This window comes from Apilactobacillus apinorum, from assembly GCF_001281175.1.
In the GTDB taxonomy this organism is placed as follows: domain Bacteria; phylum Bacillota; class Bacilli; order Lactobacillales; family Lactobacillaceae; genus Apilactobacillus; species Apilactobacillus apinorum.
Window position 1 is genome coordinate 122,507 of the sequence record NZ_KQ440396.1, and the last position, 18,997, is coordinate 141,503.

Annotated in this window: 20 protein-coding genes; all 20 read right to left on the minus strand. The window is 32.3% G+C overall.

The features are described from left to right. Positions 1-2: 2 nt before the first annotated feature. The gene (gene rpe, locus RZ74_RS03295; RefSeq protein ID WP_053950033.1) at positions 3-653 is read right to left on the minus strand and encodes a ribulose-phosphate 3-epimerase; all 651 of its coding nucleotides are present in this window, start codon (positions 651-653) and stop codon (positions 3-5) included. A gap of 10 nt (positions 654-663) precedes the next feature. After that, on the minus strand, positions 664-1,563 hold the full coding sequence (gene rsgA, locus RZ74_RS03300; RefSeq protein ID WP_053950034.1) for a ribosome small subunit-dependent GTPase A: 900 nt from the start codon (positions 1,561-1,563) through the stop codon (positions 664-666). Positions 1,564-1,605: 42 nt separating this feature from the next. Further along, on the minus strand, positions 1,606-3,495 hold the full coding sequence (gene pknB / locus RZ74_RS03305) for a Stk1 family PASTA domain-containing Ser/Thr kinase (protein WP_053950035.1): 1,890 nt from the start codon (positions 3,493-3,495) through the stop codon (positions 1,606-1,608). Next, positions 3,492-4,244: a Stp1/IreP family PP2C-type Ser/Thr phosphatase gene (locus RZ74_RS03310; RefSeq protein ID WP_083437153.1), complete on the minus strand. Its 753-nt coding sequence runs from the start codon at positions 4,242-4,244 to the stop codon at positions 3,492-3,494. The genes pknB and RZ74_RS03310 overlap by 4 nt, the downstream gene beginning before the upstream one ends. Continuing rightward, complete coding sequence (gene rsmB / locus RZ74_RS03315) at positions 4,241-5,581, minus strand: 16S rRNA (cytosine(967)-C(5))-methyltransferase RsmB (protein WP_053950037.1); 1,341 nt, start codon at positions 5,579-5,581, stop codon at positions 4,241-4,243. Before rsmB ends, RZ74_RS03310 begins: the two co-directional genes overlap by 4 nt. Beyond that, positions 5,568-6,527, minus strand: a complete 960-nt coding sequence (gene fmt, locus RZ74_RS03320; protein WP_053950038.1) for a methionyl-tRNA formyltransferase — start codon at positions 6,525-6,527, stop codon at positions 5,568-5,570. Before fmt ends, rsmB begins: the two co-directional genes overlap by 14 nt. A gap of 15 nt (positions 6,528-6,542) precedes the next feature. Next, entirely contained in the window at positions 6,543-8,957 is a 2,415-nt protein-coding gene (gene priA, locus RZ74_RS03325) for a primosomal protein N' (protein WP_083437154.1), read from the minus strand. A gap of 18 nt (positions 8,958-8,975) precedes the next feature. Beyond that, on the minus strand, positions 8,976-10,166 hold the full coding sequence (coaBC, locus tag RZ74_RS03330) for a bifunctional phosphopantothenoylcysteine decarboxylase/phosphopantothenate--cysteine ligase CoaBC (RefSeq protein WP_053950039.1): 1,191 nt from the start codon (positions 10,164-10,166) through the stop codon (positions 8,976-8,978). Between the two features lie 95 nt (positions 10,167-10,261). Beyond that, entirely contained in the window at positions 10,262-10,465 is a 204-nt protein-coding gene (gene rpoZ / locus RZ74_RS03335) for a DNA-directed RNA polymerase subunit omega (RefSeq protein WP_053950040.1), read from the minus strand. Next, positions 10,465-11,082, minus strand: coding sequence for a guanylate kinase (gmk, locus tag RZ74_RS03340; protein ID WP_053950041.1), 618 nt, complete (start codon positions 11,080-11,082; stop codon positions 10,465-10,467). Before gmk ends, rpoZ begins: the two co-directional genes overlap by 1 nt. A 62-nt stretch (positions 11,083-11,144) precedes the next feature. Continuing rightward, positions 11,145-12,836, minus strand: a complete 1,692-nt coding sequence (recN, locus tag RZ74_RS03345; RefSeq protein WP_053950042.1) for a DNA repair protein RecN — start codon at positions 12,834-12,836, stop codon at positions 11,145-11,147. 18 nt (positions 12,837-12,854) lie between these two features. Continuing rightward, entirely contained in the window at positions 12,855-13,661 is an 807-nt protein-coding gene (locus tag RZ74_RS03350; RefSeq protein ID WP_053950043.1) for a TlyA family RNA methyltransferase, read from the minus strand. 13 nt (positions 13,662-13,674) lie between these two features. Next, entirely contained in the window at positions 13,675-14,568 is an 894-nt protein-coding gene (locus tag RZ74_RS03355) for a polyprenyl synthetase family protein (protein ID WP_053950044.1), read from the minus strand. Then, positions 14,568-14,801, minus strand: a complete 234-nt coding sequence (locus tag RZ74_RS03360; RefSeq protein WP_053950045.1) for an exodeoxyribonuclease VII small subunit — start codon at positions 14,799-14,801, stop codon at positions 14,568-14,570. Before RZ74_RS03360 ends, RZ74_RS03355 begins: the two co-directional genes overlap by 1 nt. Beyond that, a complete protein-coding gene (xseA, locus tag RZ74_RS03365) occupies positions 14,801-16,141 on the minus strand; it encodes an exodeoxyribonuclease VII large subunit (RefSeq protein ID WP_053950046.1) in 1,341 nt (446 codons plus the stop codon). Before xseA ends, RZ74_RS03360 begins: the two co-directional genes overlap by 1 nt. Continuing rightward, the gene (locus RZ74_RS03370) at positions 16,134-16,994 is read right to left on the minus strand and encodes a bifunctional 5,10-methylenetetrahydrofolate dehydrogenase/5,10-methenyltetrahydrofolate cyclohydrolase (RefSeq protein WP_053950047.1); all 861 of its coding nucleotides are present in this window, start codon (positions 16,992-16,994) and stop codon (positions 16,134-16,136) included. The genes xseA and RZ74_RS03370 overlap by 8 nt, the downstream gene beginning before the upstream one ends. Before the next feature lie 98 nt (positions 16,995-17,092). After that, positions 17,093-17,494: a transcription antitermination factor NusB gene (gene nusB, locus RZ74_RS03375; protein ID WP_053950048.1), complete on the minus strand. Its 402-nt coding sequence runs from the start codon at positions 17,492-17,494 to the stop codon at positions 17,093-17,095. Then, positions 17,494-17,931 carry an Asp23/Gls24 family envelope stress response protein gene (locus RZ74_RS03380; RefSeq protein WP_053950049.1) on the minus strand — a complete coding sequence of 146 codons (438 nt, stop codon included), beginning with the start codon at positions 17,929-17,931 and terminating at the stop codon, positions 17,494-17,496. Before RZ74_RS03380 ends, nusB begins: the two co-directional genes overlap by 1 nt. Before the next feature lie 43 nt (positions 17,932-17,974). Further along, positions 17,975-18,538, minus strand: a complete 564-nt coding sequence (gene efp, locus RZ74_RS03385; protein WP_053950050.1) for an elongation factor P — start codon at positions 18,536-18,538, stop codon at positions 17,975-17,977. Between the two features lie 162 nt (positions 18,539-18,700). Then, positions 18,701-18,997, minus strand: coding sequence for a 50S ribosomal protein L27 (gene rpmA, locus RZ74_RS03390; RefSeq protein WP_034531059.1), 297 nt, complete (start codon positions 18,995-18,997; stop codon positions 18,701-18,703).

Below are 18,997 nucleotides of genomic sequence, written 5' to 3' on the forward strand. Positions count from 1 at the left end.
AACTATTTAGTAGCTTCTTTCATAGTTTGGATTCTTTCGGCTGGATTATCAGCACCAAATACATAAGAACCTGCAACAGCAACTGTGGCACCTGCTTCAGCAGCAGCCTTTACAGTTTCGTTATTAACTCCACCATCAATTTCAATGTCGAAGTCATAACCTTCGGCTTTTTTAATATCATCTAATTGCTTAATCTTCTTAACAGTTTCATCTAGGAACTTTTGACCACCAAAACCTGGGTTAACAGTCATCACTAGAACTTGGTCAACCATGTATAAAACAGGTTTAATTGCTTCAACAGGTGTACCTGGATTGATAACAACTTCAGCCTTTACACCTTTGTTTTTGATCATTTGTAGAGCACGATGAATATGTGGAGTGGCTTCAACGTGAACACCAATAATATCCGCACCTTTATCTGCAAATTCATCAACAAATCTTTCTGGATTTACAACCATTAAATGAACATCCAAAACAAGATTTGAGATTTTTTTGATTTGTGAAACCCAGTTAGGTCCATAAGAAATAGCAGGTACAAATGAACCATCCATTACATCAATATGTAATAGTTCTGCATCTGCTTCAACCTTAGCAATGTCTCTTTCTAAATTTAAATAATCTGCGCTTAAAATTGATGGTGCTACCTTAATCATCTATAATTCCTCATTTCTTTTTGTTATAAATTGGTTTTTTATTTTTTAAAATGTCATACAACTGAACGTAATCATGATAACGTTCATGGGAAAGCTCATCATTTTCCAACATCGATTTAATCGCACATCCCGGTTCATTTATATGAACACAACCTCGGAATTTACATTTGTTAGCATTTTCCCTAAATTCAGGGAAGTAATCTCGTAATTCTTCTGGTTTAATGTCAAATGCTTCATATGATGAGAAACCTGGGGTATCTGCAACCAAACCGTTATTTATTTCAATAAAACTAACTTTTCTAGTAGTATGTTTACCTCTATTTAATGCAGCTGAGATTTCGCCAGTAGCTAGATTTAAATCTGGAGAAATTTTATTTAGAAGCGTAGACTTTCCAGCACCGGTTTGACCCATAAATACAGTTTCTTTATGTGCAAACAAGCTCTTGATTTCTTCAACAGATTTATTATTATCACCTTGATTACTAGGTAAGATAACTTTATATCCAGCATTTTCATAAACAGATTTTACATCTTTGAAATAATCAAATTGTTGATCATCTAATAAATCAGTCTTAGTGAAATAGATAATTGGAGTAATCTTATTGATTTCTACAGCTACTAATTGACGATCTAGTAGATTGTAGGAAAAATCAGGCTGAACAGCTGATGTTACTACCACAGCTTGATCAATGTTAGAAATGGGTGGTCTTACCAAAGAATTTTTGCGATCAAAAATCTTCAATAAGTATCCTTCTTTCGGAGTAGTAGATTCAAATTCAACATTATCACCTACTAAAGGAGTAATGCCCTTCTTTCTAAAATTACCTCTAGCCCTTGTTCTGTATATCTTTCCGTCACTAATAATATCATAAAATCCACTTAGGGATTGGAAAATTTTTCCTTCAGCCAATATATCACCTCAACAACATTTCTATTATTATTATACAATTCATTACTTCATTATCAACTGGCCATCCCTATATACTTTATATTTAGCATGTTGATGTGCCTTCAAGCTATATGGAATTGTTATTTTTGTACTTTGTTTAATATAAAAGGTTCGATAAACCTTTTCATCTTCACCGTTTTGATTAGCAAAAATGGTTATTTTATTTTTACCGTTTCCATTATCCTTAAATGGTATCGTTAAAGTAACGTCAACGCTATGGCTTAGATTTTTACTATTTTGAATTCCTTTAGAAATCCAAATTTCAATATTATCACCATACTTAGTTTCTAGTCCCGTCGTAGGATTTTGTTGATAAACTCGTCCTGCTTTTTGACTACTACTTTTTTCATAAAAATACTTAGCATTTAAATTATTTTGTTTAACATATCGTTTAACTTCTGCTTCTGTCATACCAATTAAATTAGCCATTTTAAATGTCTTGGTATTAATGGAAACAGTTAAAGTGATAATATCTTTTTGTGGGTTAGCCACAGTCCGTGGTTGAATACTTTGTTGTAAAACAGTTCCAGACTTAAATTCAGTAGAGTATCGATAAGATTGTTGAACATGAAAACCTAATTTAGCTAATCTACCAGCAGCTATATCAATCGACTCTCCAACATAATTATCAACCTTTACCTTTTTATATCCACTACTAACAGTTAGTGCGATACTTGAATGATTGATCATTTTTGTTCCAGTTCCTGGATTAGTTGAAATAACATGATTAGCTTTAACTTCGCTATCATAAACATATTTAACTTTGCTTACTAATAGATGTGAGTCTTTAAGCTCTTTTTTGGCCTGATTTAAAGTTAAATTCTCGACATTAGGAACAGATACCCTAGTAAAGAAAGTGTAGTTAAAGAAAAGAAATATTCCAGATAAAAATATCAAAAGAACTAAGATTAACGATAGTTGTTTCAACATCATATGATTGTTGTTACTATTATCTTCTTGATAATCATCGTCTTTATATTTTTTTAAATCGTTTAAGTTCAGCACTTTTGTTTCGCCATTATCAATTTCTCTTTTTGGCGATATAAAATGCAACTTGGGTTCATCAATTCTATCTTTATTCATTGAAGTAAGTAAATCATTTTTCATTTCTAAAACATTGTTATATCGATCATCTAGTTTTTTAGCTGTCGCTTTAATAACAACATTTTCCAAGGCTTGACTTACATTATGATTTTGCTCAATCACAGACGGAATATCTTCATCCGTATGCTTCATTGCAATATTTAATGGAGATTCCCCGTCAAACGGAACTTTTCCTGTTAATAATTCATACAATATAATTCCTAAAGAATAGATATCCGATTGCTTGGTTGCTTTTTTTCCTAATGCCTGTTCAGGAGAAATATAATGTATCGATCCAACAACTGCATTTGTTTGCGTAAACGGAATCTGATTTTCAATTAAAGCAATTCCGAAATCAGTAACCTTAACCACTCCATTTTTATCAATTAACACGTTTTGTGGTTTTAAATCACGATGAATAATACCATGTTGATGGGCTTCATTCACAGCATCTATTAACTGACTCATAATGGAAATAACCTCAGTAGTAGAAATAGGATTATGCTCTTGAATGTATCGTTTTAAGTCATATCCTTCAACATATTCCGTTACTAAATATTGGATATCATCAGAACGGTCTAAATCATAAACTTGAACAATATGATCGCTGTTTAGTTTATTAATAGCTAATTTTTCAAACTTAAAATGACGTTTTGCTTTCTGACTGCCTTGGAAATCAAGTCTAATAATTTTAATAGTAACTAATCGATTTTCTTTAAGGTCTTTTGATAAATAAACATTTACCATCCCACCTTCACCAATTTTATCAATAATTTCGTAGCGATCACTTAGAATAAATCCTTTTTTCATAGATGATCACTTCCTAACAAATTATTAATTACAATTGCTGATATATTATCCAATCCACCATTATCATTAGCGTTGTCAATAAGCGTGTCTAACTTTTGTTTCGTAGAAATCCTTTTTTGTAATATTGACTGAATCTCATTGTTATCAATCATTTTAGTTAGTCCATCACTACATATTAATAGCTCATCGTTTGGTTTTATTTGAATCGTAGAAATATCAACCTCAGCGTTAGAAGATACACCTAATCCCTTAACGATTACGTTCTTCATTTCTGAACTAGCTGCTTCTTCGGGATTAAGTTCACCTTTTTCAACTAAAAAATTAACATATGAATGATCAATAGTAAGTTGCTGCAATTTTTCATTTCTAAGTAAGTAACATCGACTATCCCCCAAATGAGTTAGCATAAATTGATTGCCAAAAAACAATGCAACTACAATGGTTGTAGCCATATTGCTTAAAGTTTCATCATGCAAACCAATTTCAATAATTTGACTATTAATGTTCTTAATAATCTCACTAAGCCATTCTTTGGTTTCGCTTATCGATTTTATTTTATAATTTTCAAATTGATTACCAATATAATCAACTGCCATGGAGGCAGCAATATCACCACCATTACTTCCACCAACACCATCAGCTAAAATAGCAATCATAGCATTTTGACTGTTATAAAAATAACCAATGTAATCTTCATTACTTGTTCTTTGCTTACCAATAACTGAATTTGCAGCAACTTCCATCATCATTCACCTCCAGTTTTAACTAAATTACATACAAAGAATCCATCTGAGTTAAAATCATCAGGAAAAATTCTCAAATAATCATCACTTAATTTTACATCCATTTTAGATGCAACTGGTACTTTTTTAAAATTACTATTTTCAGATAAAAACTTATCAATCACATCTGAATTTTCTTGATTTAAGATTGTACAAGTGCTGTAAACCAACTTTCCACCAACTTTTAATTTCTTTGCGGCAGAATTTAAGATATCAATTTGAATCGATGCTAGTTTATTAACATCGTTAATTGTCTTTTCATATCTAATTTCTGGTTTACGACGAATTAAACCAATTCCAGAACATGGTGCATCAATTAAAATTTGATCAAATGAACCGTCTTCATAAAAGTCATCTAACTTTCTAGCATCACATGCTTTAGTTGATAAAACATCGCTCACGGATAGTCGTTTAGCGTTCTTTTTAACTTGTCTTAATCTACTATCATGTAGGTCCAAAGCCGTCACATGTCCACCATCATTAACGTTTAAATGTTCAGCAATTTGGGTTGTTTTTCCACCTGGAGCAGAACAGGCATCTAATATATTATCGCTTGAATTAATGTCCATTGATTCAACCGGAAGCATGGCGCTCTCGTCTTGAATTGTCATTTCACCATCTTTGAAAGTTTGGCTATAACTTGCAGACTTCTTAGATAAAATCAATCCTGACTTCACTAATTTACTATCTTCAACCTCATAACCTTCATCAATTAATTTTTTAACTAATTCTTGCTTAGTTATTAATTTAGAATTAAAACGAACTGATTGTTTAGAGGGTTCGTTAATGCTTGCTAAAATTGATAGAGCTTTATCTTTTCCTAGCTGATCTATTAGCTCGTTAATAATCCATTCAGAAACACTATACTCAATGGAAAGCTTTTCAATTGGATCTTTAATTTCATTAAAATCTGGAAGGCCATTTCTTTGAATTTGATGCAATACTCCTGTAACAAGTCTTCTAATTCCATCATGTCCCATCTTTTTAGCAATCTTAATTGATTCATTAAAAACTGCTCTATCAGGAACTCTATCTAGATATTCCATTTGATAAATGGCCGAGTATAATAGTTCCTTAACCCAATCATCAACCCTATCAGCATTTTTCAAGAAATGATTTAGATAATATTCCAACGTTAATCTATGCTGAATTACCCCATAGACAATGTTTGTTAGCAGTCCAATATCCTTTGAAGATAAATCACTATTTTCAATTACTTGATTCAATTGTAGGTTTGAATATGCACCATTAGATATCTTGCTAAGTGTTTTAACAGCTAATAGTCTTGGATTACTTGTTGGCATTGGTGATCACCATATCCCCTTGTTTAATTGGTTGTCCTGCTCCATTTAAGAAAGCATTGATTTCTTGCTTTGGTTTACCAGATGGTTGAAGTTCTAATATTTCTAAGACTGATTGATTCCCACAGGCAATTTTTAATGTCTTTTTAGTTTTCTCTACAACACTACCTGGTTGTAAATCAGTCTTTTCATCAGTTGGCTTAGTTTCCCAAAATTTAGTTCTAACGCCATTTAAAATTGCAAATGCATTAGGAGAAGGTCTTAATGCTCTGACTTTTCTATCAACTAAAAAGGCTGATTTATTAAAGTCTAATTCTTGTTGTTCTCGAGTAATATTTGGAGAAAATACTACTTCATCTTCATTTTGAGGAACAGGAGTAATACTATCGTTGGCTACTTTAGGCAACGTTTCTAATAATAAGTCTTTACCAATAATACTTAATTTATCAAATAATGATTGGGTATCATCATCTGATTCAATCTTTAATGGTTGTTGACTTAAAACATCCCCAGCATCCATTTTTTTAACCATATACATAATAGAGATTCCTGTTTCTTTATCTCCATTAATTAATGAATATTGTACTGGTGCTCCGCCTCGATATTTTGGCAATAATGAACCGTGGACATTAACCGCCGCAATTTTAGCAGCATTTAATAATTTTTCCGGCAAAAATTGTCCAAAAGCAGCGGTAATAATATAATCTGGCGCGATTTCAATAATTTTAGTCATTTCTTCGCTACCACTTATTTTTTCTGGTTGTAAAACTTCAATTCCTAGTTCAAGGGCCGCTTCCTTAACAGGTGATGGTTTTAAAACTCTTTTTCTACCAAAAGGTCGGTCTGGTTGAGTTACTACCGCTTTAATTTGATATTCATCACTATCATTTATTCCGTTTAAAATTGGGACCGCAAATGAAGGGGTTCCCATAAATACAACTGTTTTCATTAACTATCGACATCCTTACATAAAATTCAATGGATCTGGATCAATATTTACATACAATCCTTTTTGAGCATCTTTTTGATAATGGTTCAAAATATAATTTAAGCATTCACTTAAATTTGGCTCGTTTTTATATTTAATAATTATTTGATAATAATATTTATTTTTTAATTTTAAAATAGAGCTAGGTGATGGTCCTAACATTAATGCTTGATCACTTAACTTGGCTTTTAGAATCTTTTGAATTTCAAACATTTTAGCTGCAGCTTTAGCTTCGTTTACATCTGAAGCTGTAATTTTAACGGTAAAGAAATAAGGCGGATAATTAGTTTGATGCCTTACTGACATTTCCTTACGATAAAACAATTCGTAGTCTTGCTTTTGAGCCAATCTGATTGCATAGTGATCTGGATTAAATGTTTGAATATATACTAATCCTTCTTTATCAGCTCTTCCTGCGCGTCCACTTACTTGGGTTAATAAGTTAAAGGTTCTTTCACTAGATCTGAAATCAGGTAAATCTAGAGAAGTATCAGCATTTAAAACACCAACCAATGTTACATTTGGAAAATCTAAACCTTTTGCAATCATTTGAGTTCCTAATAAGATATCAGCATCATGGTTACCAAATTTTTGCAGAATTTTTTCATGGGCACCTTTTCTTCTAGTTGTATCAACATCCATTCTTAAAATTCTAGCATTGGGAACCAAGTTTTGTAATTTCTCTTGTACCTTTTGAGTACCCGTACCATAGTAACGGATTTTTTTACTACCACAGTTTTTACACTTGTTAGGAATTGGTTCTTCATGGCCACAATAATGACATTTCATGGTTCTACTATCCATGTGTAAAGTTAAAGAAATATCACAATTAGGACAGTGTAATACAAAACCACAACTTCTACACATTACAAAAGACGAATACCCACGTCTATTTAACATCAATACGATTTGTTCATTCTTCTGTAGTCGATTATTAATCGCTGCTAAAAGTTCTTGAGAGAAATCTTCATCCCCGGTGGTTTTAATTTCTTCCTTCATATCAATGATTCTTACCTCTGGAAGAGATTGATTATTAATTCTTTTCGGTAATGAAAGTAACTTATAAACCCCTTTAGTAGCCCTAGCTCTTGATTCTAAACTTGGCGTAGCACTTCCCAACACCAATGGACAGTTATGATAATCACAACGCCATTTTGCAACATCCCTAGTGTGATATCTAGGCGCATCATCTTGTTTATAACTTGCTTCATGTTCTTCATCCATGATAATGATTCCAATATTATTTAATGGAGCAAAAATGGCGGATCTAACTCCTACCACCACATCTGCTTCACCATTATTGATTCGACGCCATTCATCATATTTTTCACCGCTTGAAAGACCACTATGTAGCATTGCAACCTTGTTACCAAATCTTCCTTTAACACGCTTAACCATTTGCGGTGTTAAAGATATTTCAGGAACCAACATCAAAGCTGTTTTTCCATTCTCTAGTGCTTTTTGAATAGCTTGTAGATAAACTTCAGTTTTACCTGAACCAGTAACCCCTTCTAATAAAAAGACGTCACTTTGTTCATTATTTGTTGCTTCACTGATTGAATCTACAGCTTTTTGCTGATCACCATTAAGCTTCAAAGGATAATTAGGCTTAACTTCTTGTTCATATGGATTTCTATATTCTTCTTGCCAAAATCTAGTTAACCAACCTTTTTCAATTCCTGATTTGATTGTTGATTCAGGAATATTAAAATCATTTACTAATTTTCTTTGAGTAATCGTCACTTCATTATTATTAATAATATAGTCTAATAATTTAGCTAAATTTTTTGAATTTTTTCTAAGTTTATCTAGCTCATCTTGGGCTTGGTTTGAATTAATAATTGGTTTAACAGCATAAACCTTTTTAGCCTTAGCTTTATCATTAACTTTATATCTAACGGTTAATTTATCTTCTTTTCGATATTGAATGATTTTTCTTAGAATTGTTGAATCAATATCTTCAACCTTAAAATCAATCGAATTAGCTCCATCAAACAACGACAACACTTCGTCATCTACGTCTTGCTTATCATTGATGATTAGTTCTTTTTCGTATTTAGCTCTCATAACACTTGGTAGCATCGTTAAAATACAGCTAATTTGAAACGAGTAGGTCTTTTTAGCCATCCATTTAGACATTGATAGTAATTCATCATTTAATGCTGAGTCTAAATCTAACAGTCCATCAATTTCCTTTAATTCACCATCAAAATCGCCATTATGATCAATATCAGCAACGATTCCTTGGATTTTTCTACCACCTGCACCAAAAGGAACTATCACTCTCATTCCATTTTGGATTTTATCTGATAATTCATCCGGTATTAAATAAGTATATGGGTCATTAGTTTGCATAGTTGGTACATCAACAATTACTTTTGCTAAATTCAAGCTAATTCCCCCTCCACTTTAATCTAATCTTTCGCTTAAGATTTTAACTAACTTACTTGAAATAGAAGCTTTTGATTCAATATTTGTTTTTTCAAAGACGCCATTTTTATCAATAAATGAAATTTGATTATCATCGCTATTAAAACCGATTTTATCGTTACTAACATCATTAGCTAGCAATAAATCTAATTTTTTAGATTCTAATTTTTTAGTTGCATTTGCTATCAAGTCTTGTGTTTCTGCAGCAAATCCGACGATGAATTGATTGTTTTTTTGTTTAGATATTTCTTTTAAAATATCCGGTGTTTTCTTTAGTCTAAGTTCTAAATAGTCACCGTTCTTCTTAATCTTTTGGTCACTTACAATTTCAGATTTATAATCAGAAACAGCAGCCGCCATTATTAAAACATCAGTACTATCAAAACTGCCTTTTACAGCTTCCAACATATCGTTAGATGTTATCACTGGTTCAATTTCAATATTTGGATGCGATATCTTCATGTCTGAAGCAGTGATTAATTTTACTTTTGCACCAGCATTAGCACACGCCTCAGCAATTGCATAACCCATTTTTCCTGAAGATCTATTAGTAATATATCTAACGGGGTCAATTGGTTCACTAGTTCCGCCCGCTGTAACTAAAATCTTTTTTCCGGATAATATTTCAGTTTGTGCAACAATTTGTTGTACTTTTTGAATAATTTCTTCAGGCTCAATCATTCTACCTTTAGCTGCATAACCTTCAGCCAAAAAACCATAAGTTGGATATAGGATATAAATTCCATCATCTTCTAATTGCTTAATGTTACGTTGCGTTGAACAGTTATCCCACATGTTATTATTCATTGCTGGTACAACGATTTTTTTGGTCGGAGTAGCTAGTAACGTTGTTGATACAACATCATCAGCAATCCCATTAGCCATTTTAGCGATTGTATTTGCTGTTGCGGGAGCGAGAATAGTTAGATCTGACCATGTAGCAATATCAATATGAGTAATTTCTTTAGGGTTAGGTTCATCAAATGTATCAATAAATACATTATTTTTAGTTAAAGTTTGGAATGCAAGTGGAGTTACAAATTTTTGAGCACCATTACTCATTACAACTCGAACATCTGCACCATTTTTTATTAATAGTCTTGCTAACGTTAGTGATTTGTATGCAGCAATGCTACCTGTAACATAAAGAGCAATTTTCATGTTTTTCATCTTGTAACCTCCTATTTTTTCATAGTTTCTAATAAGTATATTGTAACAAAAAAACAAAATAAAAACCTTTGCACTGCTGCAAAGGTTTCAATTAATTATTTTTTATCTCTAGTTAATTCAACTTTACCATCAGCAATTTCTTCAAAAGCCTTACCAATAGTTTTTCTTGATTTGTATTCATTCAAAAGTAATGGTGAACCTGCATCAATATCATGTGCACGTTTACTTGCTAACATAATTAAAGAATATCTTGAATCAACTCTTTCAAGTAGTTTATCTACAGATGGGTATAATAACATTAATCTTCTTCTCCTAACATTGATAAGTAATCCGGCATAACACGGTTCACTTTAAGTCTTTCACTATTTACAATAGTTTTAATTCGATCAACTGCATTTTCAACTTTATCGTTCAATACAGCATAATCATAATTTCTCATCATTTTGATTTCTGAAACAGCGGTTTGAATTCGTTTGTCAATTACATCCATGTCATCAGTTCCACGGCCAATTAAACGATTTTTTAATACCACTAAATCTGGTGGGGTAAGAAATACGAAAACTGCTTCTGGGCAATTTGCTCTAACTTGCATTGCACCATTTACTTCAATTTCTAAAAAGACGTCATGTCCTTCATCTAAAGTTTGATTAACATAGTTCAATGGTGTGCCATAGTAATTATCAACATACTTAGCATATTCAAGCATTTCACCATTCTTAATGTGATCTTCAAATTCTTCTTTAGTAACAAAGAAATAATCTTTTCCATTTACTTCGCCTTCGCGAGGCTTTCTAGTAGTCATAGAAATTGAGTATTTGAAGTCTACATCTTCTTCATTAAATAAGGCTTTTCTAACAGTTCCTTTACCTACACCGGAAGGACCTGAAAGAACAATTAACATTCCTCTTTTAGCCATTCTAAAACCCCTCAAAAATTTATAATACTTCTATTATGGTCTATTTTTACGAATTTTTCAAACTATTTTTTTGTTTCATCAGCCAATTTCAATAATTCATTAGCATGTTGTAATGTTAAATCTGTAACTGTTGTTCCCGATAACATTCTTGCCAACTCCTGAACCCTTTTTTGAACTGATAATTTAACTATACTGGTCATAGTTCTATCTTTTTCAATTTTCTTTTCAATAAAGTAGTGATGATCAGACATCGCTGCCACTTGAGGTAAATGGGTAATACATAAAACTTGAGACTTTTGAGCAATCTTACTAATCTTTTCGGCAATCGCTTGAGCAACTCTACCTGAAACACCGGTGTCAACTTCATCAAAGATAATTGATGTTACCCCTTGAACACTTGTAAATAGAGTCTTTAGAGCTAACATAATTCTTGAAAGTTCACCACCTGAAGCAATTTTGGCTAGTGGTAACATTGCTTCGCCTGGATTAGTTCTCATGTAAAATTCAACTCTTTCGTTCCCATAAGAGTGAAATTCACCAATTGGTAATTTTTCAAAATTAACCTTGAACTCTGTCTTTGCCATATATAAGTCAGATAGTTGATCATGGACTGATTTTTCCAGTTTAGTTGCGACTTTATGTCTTTTAACGTTTAACTCATCAGCCAGTGTTGTCAATTGATTTAAAGTTGATTCATACTGCTCATTAAGATTTTCTCCAGTACTTTGATCAGCTTGCATTGTTGAAAGTTCTTTAACAACGTTTTGGTAATGATTTAATACCTGCTCAATTGAATCTCCATATTTACGTTTTAAAACGTAAATAGTGTTCAATCTTTCTTCTATTTCTTCCAGCTTACCTTGATCAAACTCTTGTAAATCTAGTTGATCAGAAATATTATCAGAAGCATCTTGTAATAAGTAAAATGCATTCTTAATATTATCTGATATTTCTCTAAATTGAGGATCAACTTCTTCAATTGATTCCATTGAGTTCTTAGCTTCACCAATAATATCTAATGGATTAATATTATCATCACCGTTGATTGCACTAAAACTTAAGTTAAGTGCATCTACGATTTTTTGGTAATTTAATAAATGATCTCTTTGACTAACAAGTTCTTCTTCTTCACCAATTTGCAAATTAGCATTACTAATTTCGTTTTCTTGAAATTCAAGCATATCTAGTCTTTGTGACCATTCTTTTTCATTACTTCTTTTTTCGTTAATTGATGCTTTTAGCGTTTGATAATGATCAAACGTTTCTTGGTATTGGATCAACAAGTCTTTAATTTCTTTCTTACCAAATTCATCCAGCAAGTGAACATGCTTTTCGGGTTGCATTAACTCTTGATGTTCATTTTGACCATGAATATCAACAATGGTCTCTCCAACCTTTTTTAACATCGCTGTATTAACAATCATTCCATTGACACGACAAATATTTCGACCATTGCGATAGATTTCACGTTGTAAAATCACACTGTTATCACTGTGTTCGATTCCCATATCATCTAAAACTTGATATGTTAATCCATCTTCTGGAAATACAAAAAGACCTTGTATAAGAAGCTTGTTGCTTCCAGTTCTAATAAAGTTTTGTGATCCTCTTCCACCAGCTAATAAACCGACAGCGTCAATAATGATTGACTTACCTGCACCAGTTTCCCCTGTAAGAACAGTCATCCCATTTGAAAAATCAATTTCTAAATGGTCGATAATCGCAAAATCATGAATTGATAAGTGTTCAAGCAATTAGAAGACTCCCTTTCGTTACTTTAATTCTTCGGCATTTTTAATTGTTTGTTCAATTGAAATGTCTGGATTAATTGATGGATTGTCAACAGACTTTAAATCAACTAAGAATTCGATATTTCCTTCTCCACCAGTAATAGGTGAGAAATCAAGTCCTTCAACAGAATAACCACTCTTTACAGCAAATTTGATAATATCATCTAATACTTCTGCATGTACCTTAGGATCTCTAACAATTCCATGCTTACCAATCTTATCTCTGCCTGCTTCAAATTGTGGTTTTATTAGTGCTGCTACGTGACCATTTTCAATTAGAATATCTTTTAAGACAGGTAAAATCAAGTGAAGTGAAATAAATGATACATCAATGGACGCAAATTCTGGTTGACCATCTTTGAAATCTTCAAGTTTGGAATATCTAAAATTAGTATGTTCCATTACAACGACTCTTGGGTCTTCTCTTAATTTCCATACTAATTGGTTACTTCCAACATCCAAAGCGTAGCTAATCCTAGCTCCATTTTGCAACATTACGTCAGTAAATCCACCAGTTGATGACCCAATATCAAGAACTGTTTTTCCTTTAACATCCAAATTGAAAACTTTTAGAGCTTTCTCAAGCTTTAACCCACCTCTACTAACGTATGGCATTGGTTTTCCTTTAAGATGTAGTTTTGTATCAATTGGAATTTTAACACCTGGTTTATCTAAACGTTCTTCATTTTTTCCTAGTACTTCACCTGCCATTACAGCTCTCTTAGCTTTTTCTCTAGTATCAAAAAGGCCTTGTTGTACCAGTAGAACATCTACTCTTTCTTTTTGCATTGCTAAATTACCCCTATTTTTCGATATTAAAATAATCTAGAAAAGACATTAGCAATGAAACATCAATACCATTTAAATCACTAATCTTCTTTAGAATCATTTTGCTATGATCTAATGTGTCTTCTAAATATTCATATGACTTATCCAAACCTAGTTGGTTAGTATAAGTGTTTTTTACGCTATCTTGGTGGACCGGCTTTCCTAAATCTTCTGTGTTAGAAGTAACATCTAAAATATCGTCATAAATTTGGAACGCTAGTCCATAATCCGCACCAAAATCATCCAAAAGATGAATAACTTCACTTTCACAATCAGACATAATTCCACCGGCAATTAAAGCGTATCTGATTAAATCACCGGTCTTTTGCTCATGTAAGTGCTTAATTTGATCAAGTGTTAATGGTTTATTCTCATTAAGAATATCAATAGCTTGTCCAGCAACCATCCCTGCAGGTCCTGCCTTTTTAGATAGTTCTAACACTAATTGCACTTTTTTGGCATCCGTTAAATTATTATCAGTTAACCATTGAAATGCTAAAGTAAGCAAAGCATCACCAGCTAAAGTAGCCAACCCTTCACCATATACAACGTGATTAGTTGCTTTTCCACGTCTTAAATCGTCATTATCCATAGCGGGTAAATCATCATGGATTAGAGAATATGTATGGAGAAGTTCCAGTGCACTGGAAACTTTTAATTCATCTTCACCTATCTTATGATTGAAAGTTTTTAAAACAGCTAAAGTTAATAGCGGGCGTAATCTCTTTCCACCAGCTTTTAATGAATATAGCATTGACTCTGACAGGTCACTTTGGCTAACATCCTTCAAAACTTCCTTTTCAATTGTTAATTCAATTCTATTTTTATACTCATTAACAAAATTATTCAAAAGAGCTGAATCGTTCATTACTTTTCGTCACTTTCTGACTCTTCAAAAGCAACTTCTTTATCATCGTCAGTTATTTCTTTTGCTAATGTTTTTTCAGCATTCTTTAAAGTATCTTGTAGCTCAGCGCTTAGTTTTACCCCTTTTTGAAATTCACTAAGTGCTTTTTCTAAAGGAATATCTCCTTGTTCTAATTCAGAAACAATCATTTCTAGATTTTTCATATTTTCTTCAAAACTTACTTTTTCAGCCATTATTTACTCTCCTTTGTAATTTCATTTACGGTTGCTTTAGCAGTTCCATCAATTAATTTAAGTTGGATTTCATCATCTTTTTTTACATCTGAAATCTTCTTAATGACGTTACCATTACTATCGGTAGTGTAACTGAATCCTCTAGACATAACTTTTAGTGGACTTAAGTGATCTAAAGAACTAATCAATTGTTTAACCTTATTATCCTTATTTTCCAAAAGCAACGATATATTTCTTAATAATTGCTTTTGTTCAACTTTTAAAATCTGTTTTTGTTCATTAATCCTATTTTTAGGAGAATTGATTTTTAAGTTATAAATTAAATCATTAATTCTCTTGTCTGCAGAATTAATACTTTGTTGAAGAGCATTATTTAATCTCTCATTTAACATATCAATTCTTTGAACATAAGAATCATACAATCTTTCTGGTTGTTTAAAAATATATGAACTAGTAATCTTGTTTAATCTTTGTTGTAACTGAATAATCTTATTTTTATAAGCATTAACAATTCTAATTTCATTATTTTTGATATCAGTAATAACATCTGTCAAAACAGGAACAGCTAACTCAGCAGCTGCTGTTGGTGTAGCCGCTCTAACATCGGCAACTAAATCAGCAATTGTTGTGTCTGTTTCGTGACCTACTGATGAAATAACTGGGATATTACTATTTGCGATTTCTCTAGCAACTATTTCTTCATTGAATGGCCATAAATCTTCAATAGATCCACCACCACGACCAATAATAAGAGTGTCATAATCGCCTTTTTGATTAACTCTTTTGATTTGTCTTACAATATCTTCAGCGGCGGCGGTTCCTTGAACTACCGCAGGATACAATACAATTTGAGCAATTGGATATCTTCTTCTAGCTGTTGTAATAATGTCTCTAATAACAGCTCCACTAGGAGAGGTTACAACAGCGATTTTCTTCGGATATTTTTCAAGAGTTCTTTTAGGAGCATTAAACAATCCTTCAGCTGACAATTTCTTTTTTAATTGTTCATAGGCTTGATATAATGCACCAACACCATCTGGTTCCATACTTTCAATATAAATCTGATAATTCCCAGTTGCTTCATATAGTGATATTCTTCCGGTTACTAAGACTTTCATTCCTTCTTCAGGTTTGAATTTAATCTTACTAAAAGCAGATTTAAACATAATTGCGCTAATTTTAGCGTTATCATCTTTCAAACTAAAATATTGATGCACTGGTCTTAGTCTGAAGTTAGAAATTTCACCAGTCAAATAAACCTTACCTAGATAAGGATCTCGATCAAATTTCTTTTTTATATAATTTGTTAAATCTGTTACCGTAAGATAATCATTATCCATTAATATCACTCCATTTAGCTAACTCAACTGTTTGTCTCATCAAAGTAGCGATGGTCATTGGACCAACTCCACCTGGTACTGGTGTTATGTATGATGCTTTTTCTTTAATTGAATCATAATCCACATCACCCACTAATTTATTGTTTTCATCAACGTTTTGACCAACATCAATTACTACAACGCCTTCTTTAACATCATCTGCGGTTAATGTATGTAATTTCCCGGTTGCTGAAACAACGATATCAGCATCACATGTATATTCTTTCATGTTATCGACATAATGATTAAGGACTGTGACTTCTGCCCCGGCATTAATTAATAATGCGGCCATTGGTCTACCAACAATTATACTTCTACCAATCACAACCGCTTTTTTCCCTTTTAGTTCAATATTGTATTCATCAAACATTGTCATAACACCCTTTGGTGTACATGCAACAGGATAATTGCTTTGATCATTTAAAAATAGTTTTCCAGAATTAATAACTTGAAAACCATCAACGTCTTTATTCGGATTGATTTGGCTCATAACGAATTTTTCATTAATATGTTTTGGAAGTGGTGATTGGATTAAAATCGCATCAATTTCTTCACTATTATTATATTCGTCTAAAATGTTTAATAGTTCTTTCTCTGTTGTTTCTTTAGGCAATTCTTTTACGATTGACTTAATTCCTAGTTGTTGTGCCTTTTTATGCTTGCTACGAACATATCTATGACTAGCTTGGTCATCACCAACTAGTATTACAGCTAAACATGGATCAATTTCCTTACTATGTAACTCTTCAACCATAGATGCAGTTTCTTGATTAACTTTTTTTGCTAATGCTTTTCCATCAATAATGTTGTCCATCGTAAAAAACCTCCAAAGAATTAATTTCATCTTTATTTTAGCATACTGAAAAGACTTTATGTATTAAAAAAGGATTTGCAAAATTTGCAAATCCTTTTTTATGCAATGGTATTTGATAAAACACCATTAACAAATTTTCTAGAGTGATCATCACTATATTTCTTTGTTAATTCTAATGCTTCGTTGATAGCTACCTTAGCAGGAACATCATCAACGTAATTAATTTCGAAAAACGCAAGTCTTAGAATAGCTAAATCAGTTTTAGCGATTCTATTAATTGACCAACCGGAAACAAGATATGAGATGATACTATTATCCAAACTATCCTTATTTTCAATGACTCCATCAACTAACGTATTGTAGTATTCAGGAATATTTTCATCTTCATTTGTTCTTGAGATAGCATGGAAGAATAATTCTTTATCGGTTGTATCATTCGCATTAATAGCAAACAATGTTTGAAATGCATACTCTCTTATTTTATGTCTTGTAAATTCCACTATTTTTCACCCTTATCGCTACTGTTGCTATTCAATAAATTATTAGATTCAGTTTTTTTATCAATTCTTTCGGGAACAATACCTTCTACATGAACGTTAACTTCACCTAAATCAAGTTCTGTCATAAATAGAAGTTGTTGTTTAACTTGTTCTTGAATTTCTAAGGCAACTTTAGGAACGGAAACTCCGTAGTTTAAGTACACATAAACATCAACGATAAGTTTATCATCCTTAAAGTTTAATTTAATACCTTTACCAAATTCTTTACGTCCAAATAATTCGTTGACACTAGTTGCTAATGAACCTCGCATACGTTTTACACCGTTAACTTGAACGGATGCAATACTAGCAATAATTTCTAATACGTTAGGTGATATCTTAATATCTCCTAGTTCGGAACTAGCTTTAATTAAAGAAACATCAGTTTGTTCTGCCATAGAATTTCCCTCCAATCGATAAAAACAGATTAATAATTATCTATTAAGCTCTTGAAATGTATGATGCATCACTAGTATTAATAACTAGTTTGTCACCAGCATTAACGAAGAATGGTACTTGTACAATTAAACCAGTAGTCATAGTAGCAGGTTTGCTTCCACCAGAAGCTGTGTTACCTTTAATACTTGGTTCTGTTTCTGAAACTTCTAAAGTAACAGTGTTTGGCACTTCGATACCGATAACTTCATTTTGGTATTGAACGATACTTACATCCATGTTTTCTTGTAGGTAGTTCAATGCATCTTGGATCTTGTCACCAGGAACAGTAATTTGTTCGTATGATTCCATATCCATAAATACGTAACCAGCACCATCTTCATATAAGTATTGCATGTTGCTAGTATCGATTTGTGCTTGTTCCATCTTAGCACCAGCACGGAATGTCTTATCTTGAACAGCACCGGTTCTTAGGTTCTTAAGTTTAGTACGAACGAACGCACCACCCTTACCTGGTTTTACGTGTTGGAAGTTAATGATACGCCAGATAGCGTTATCAACTTCGATTGTTAATCCTGTTTTAAATTGGGCAGTTGAAATAGTTGCCATAATTAAAACTCCTCCTAATAATATTAATTACTTGTAATCACAATCATATGATTGCAATTCTAACTGTTATATATATTGTATCATGTAAAATTTAATTAAATAAGTCTTTGGTAATAAAAAAAGCCTGAATTTAAATCAGGCTTTTTATACATTATTCACTAATTACTTAGCAACTGCTTCAGATACTGGGTATACTGAAACTTGGCGCTTGCTACGGCCCATACGTTCAAAACGTACAACACCATCAACTAGAGCAAATAAAGTATCATCACCGGCACGCTTAACGTTTTTACCTGGGTAAATGTGAGTACCACGTTGACGGTAAATGATTGAACCAGTAGTAACTTTTGAACCATCAGCAGCCTTTGTACCTAGACGACGACCAGCAGAGTCACGACCATTGGCTGTTGAACCTCCCCCTTTATGGTGAGAGAAGAATTGTAAATTCATTTCTAACAT

Coding starts and splice junctions, on each gene's coding strand:
- rpe (WP_053950033.1), bottom strand. CDS start 653: ATGATTAAGGTAGCACCATCAATTTTAAGCGCAGATTATTTAAATTTA.
- pknB (WP_053950035.1), bottom strand. CDS start 3,495: ATGAAAAAAGGATTTATTCTAAGTGATCGCTACGAAATTATTGATAAA.
- RZ74_RS03310 (WP_083437153.1), bottom strand. CDS start 4,244: ATGATGATGGAAGTTGCTGCAAATTCAGTTATTGGTAAGCAAAGAACA.
- rsmB (WP_053950037.1), bottom strand. CDS start 5,581: ATGCCAACAAGTAATCCAAGACTATTAGCTGTTAAAACACTTAGCAAG.
- fmt (WP_053950038.1), bottom strand. CDS start 6,527: ATGAAAACAGTTGTATTTATGGGAACCCCTTCATTTGCGGTCCCAATT.
- coaBC (WP_053950039.1), bottom strand. CDS start 10,166: ATGAAAAACATGAAAATTGCTCTTTATGTTACAGGTAGCATTGCTGCA.
- rpoZ (WP_053950040.1), bottom strand. CDS start 10,465: ATGTTATTATACCCATCTGTAGATAAACTACTTGAAAGAGTTGATTCA.
- gmk (WP_053950041.1), bottom strand. CDS start 11,082: ATGGCTAAAAGAGGAATGTTAATTGTTCTTTCAGGTCCTTCCGGTGTA.
- RZ74_RS03350 (WP_053950043.1), bottom strand. CDS start 13,661: ATGCAAAAAGAAAGAGTAGATGTTCTACTGGTACAACAAGGCCTTTTT.
- RZ74_RS03355 (WP_053950044.1), bottom strand. CDS start 14,568: ATGAACGATTCAGCTCTTTTGAATAATTTTGTTAATGAGTATAAAAAT.
- RZ74_RS03360 (WP_053950045.1), bottom strand. CDS start 14,801: ATGGCTGAAAAAGTAAGTTTTGAAGAAAATATGAAAAATCTAGAAATG.
- xseA (WP_053950046.1), bottom strand. CDS start 16,141: ATGGATAATGATTATCTTACGGTAACAGATTTAACAAATTATATAAAA.
- RZ74_RS03370 (WP_053950047.1), bottom strand. CDS start 16,994: ATGGACAACATTATTGATGGAAAAGCATTAGCAAAAAAAGTTAATCAA.
- RZ74_RS03380 (WP_053950049.1), bottom strand. CDS start 17,931: ATGGCAGAACAAACTGATGTTTCTTTAATTAAAGCTAGTTCCGAACTA.
- efp (WP_053950050.1), bottom strand. CDS start 18,538: ATGGCAACTATTTCAACTGCCCAATTTAAAACAGGATTAACAATCGAA.
- rpmA (WP_034531059.1), bottom strand. CDS start 18,997: ATGTTAGAAATGAATTTACAATTCTTCTCTCACCATAAAGGGGGAGGT.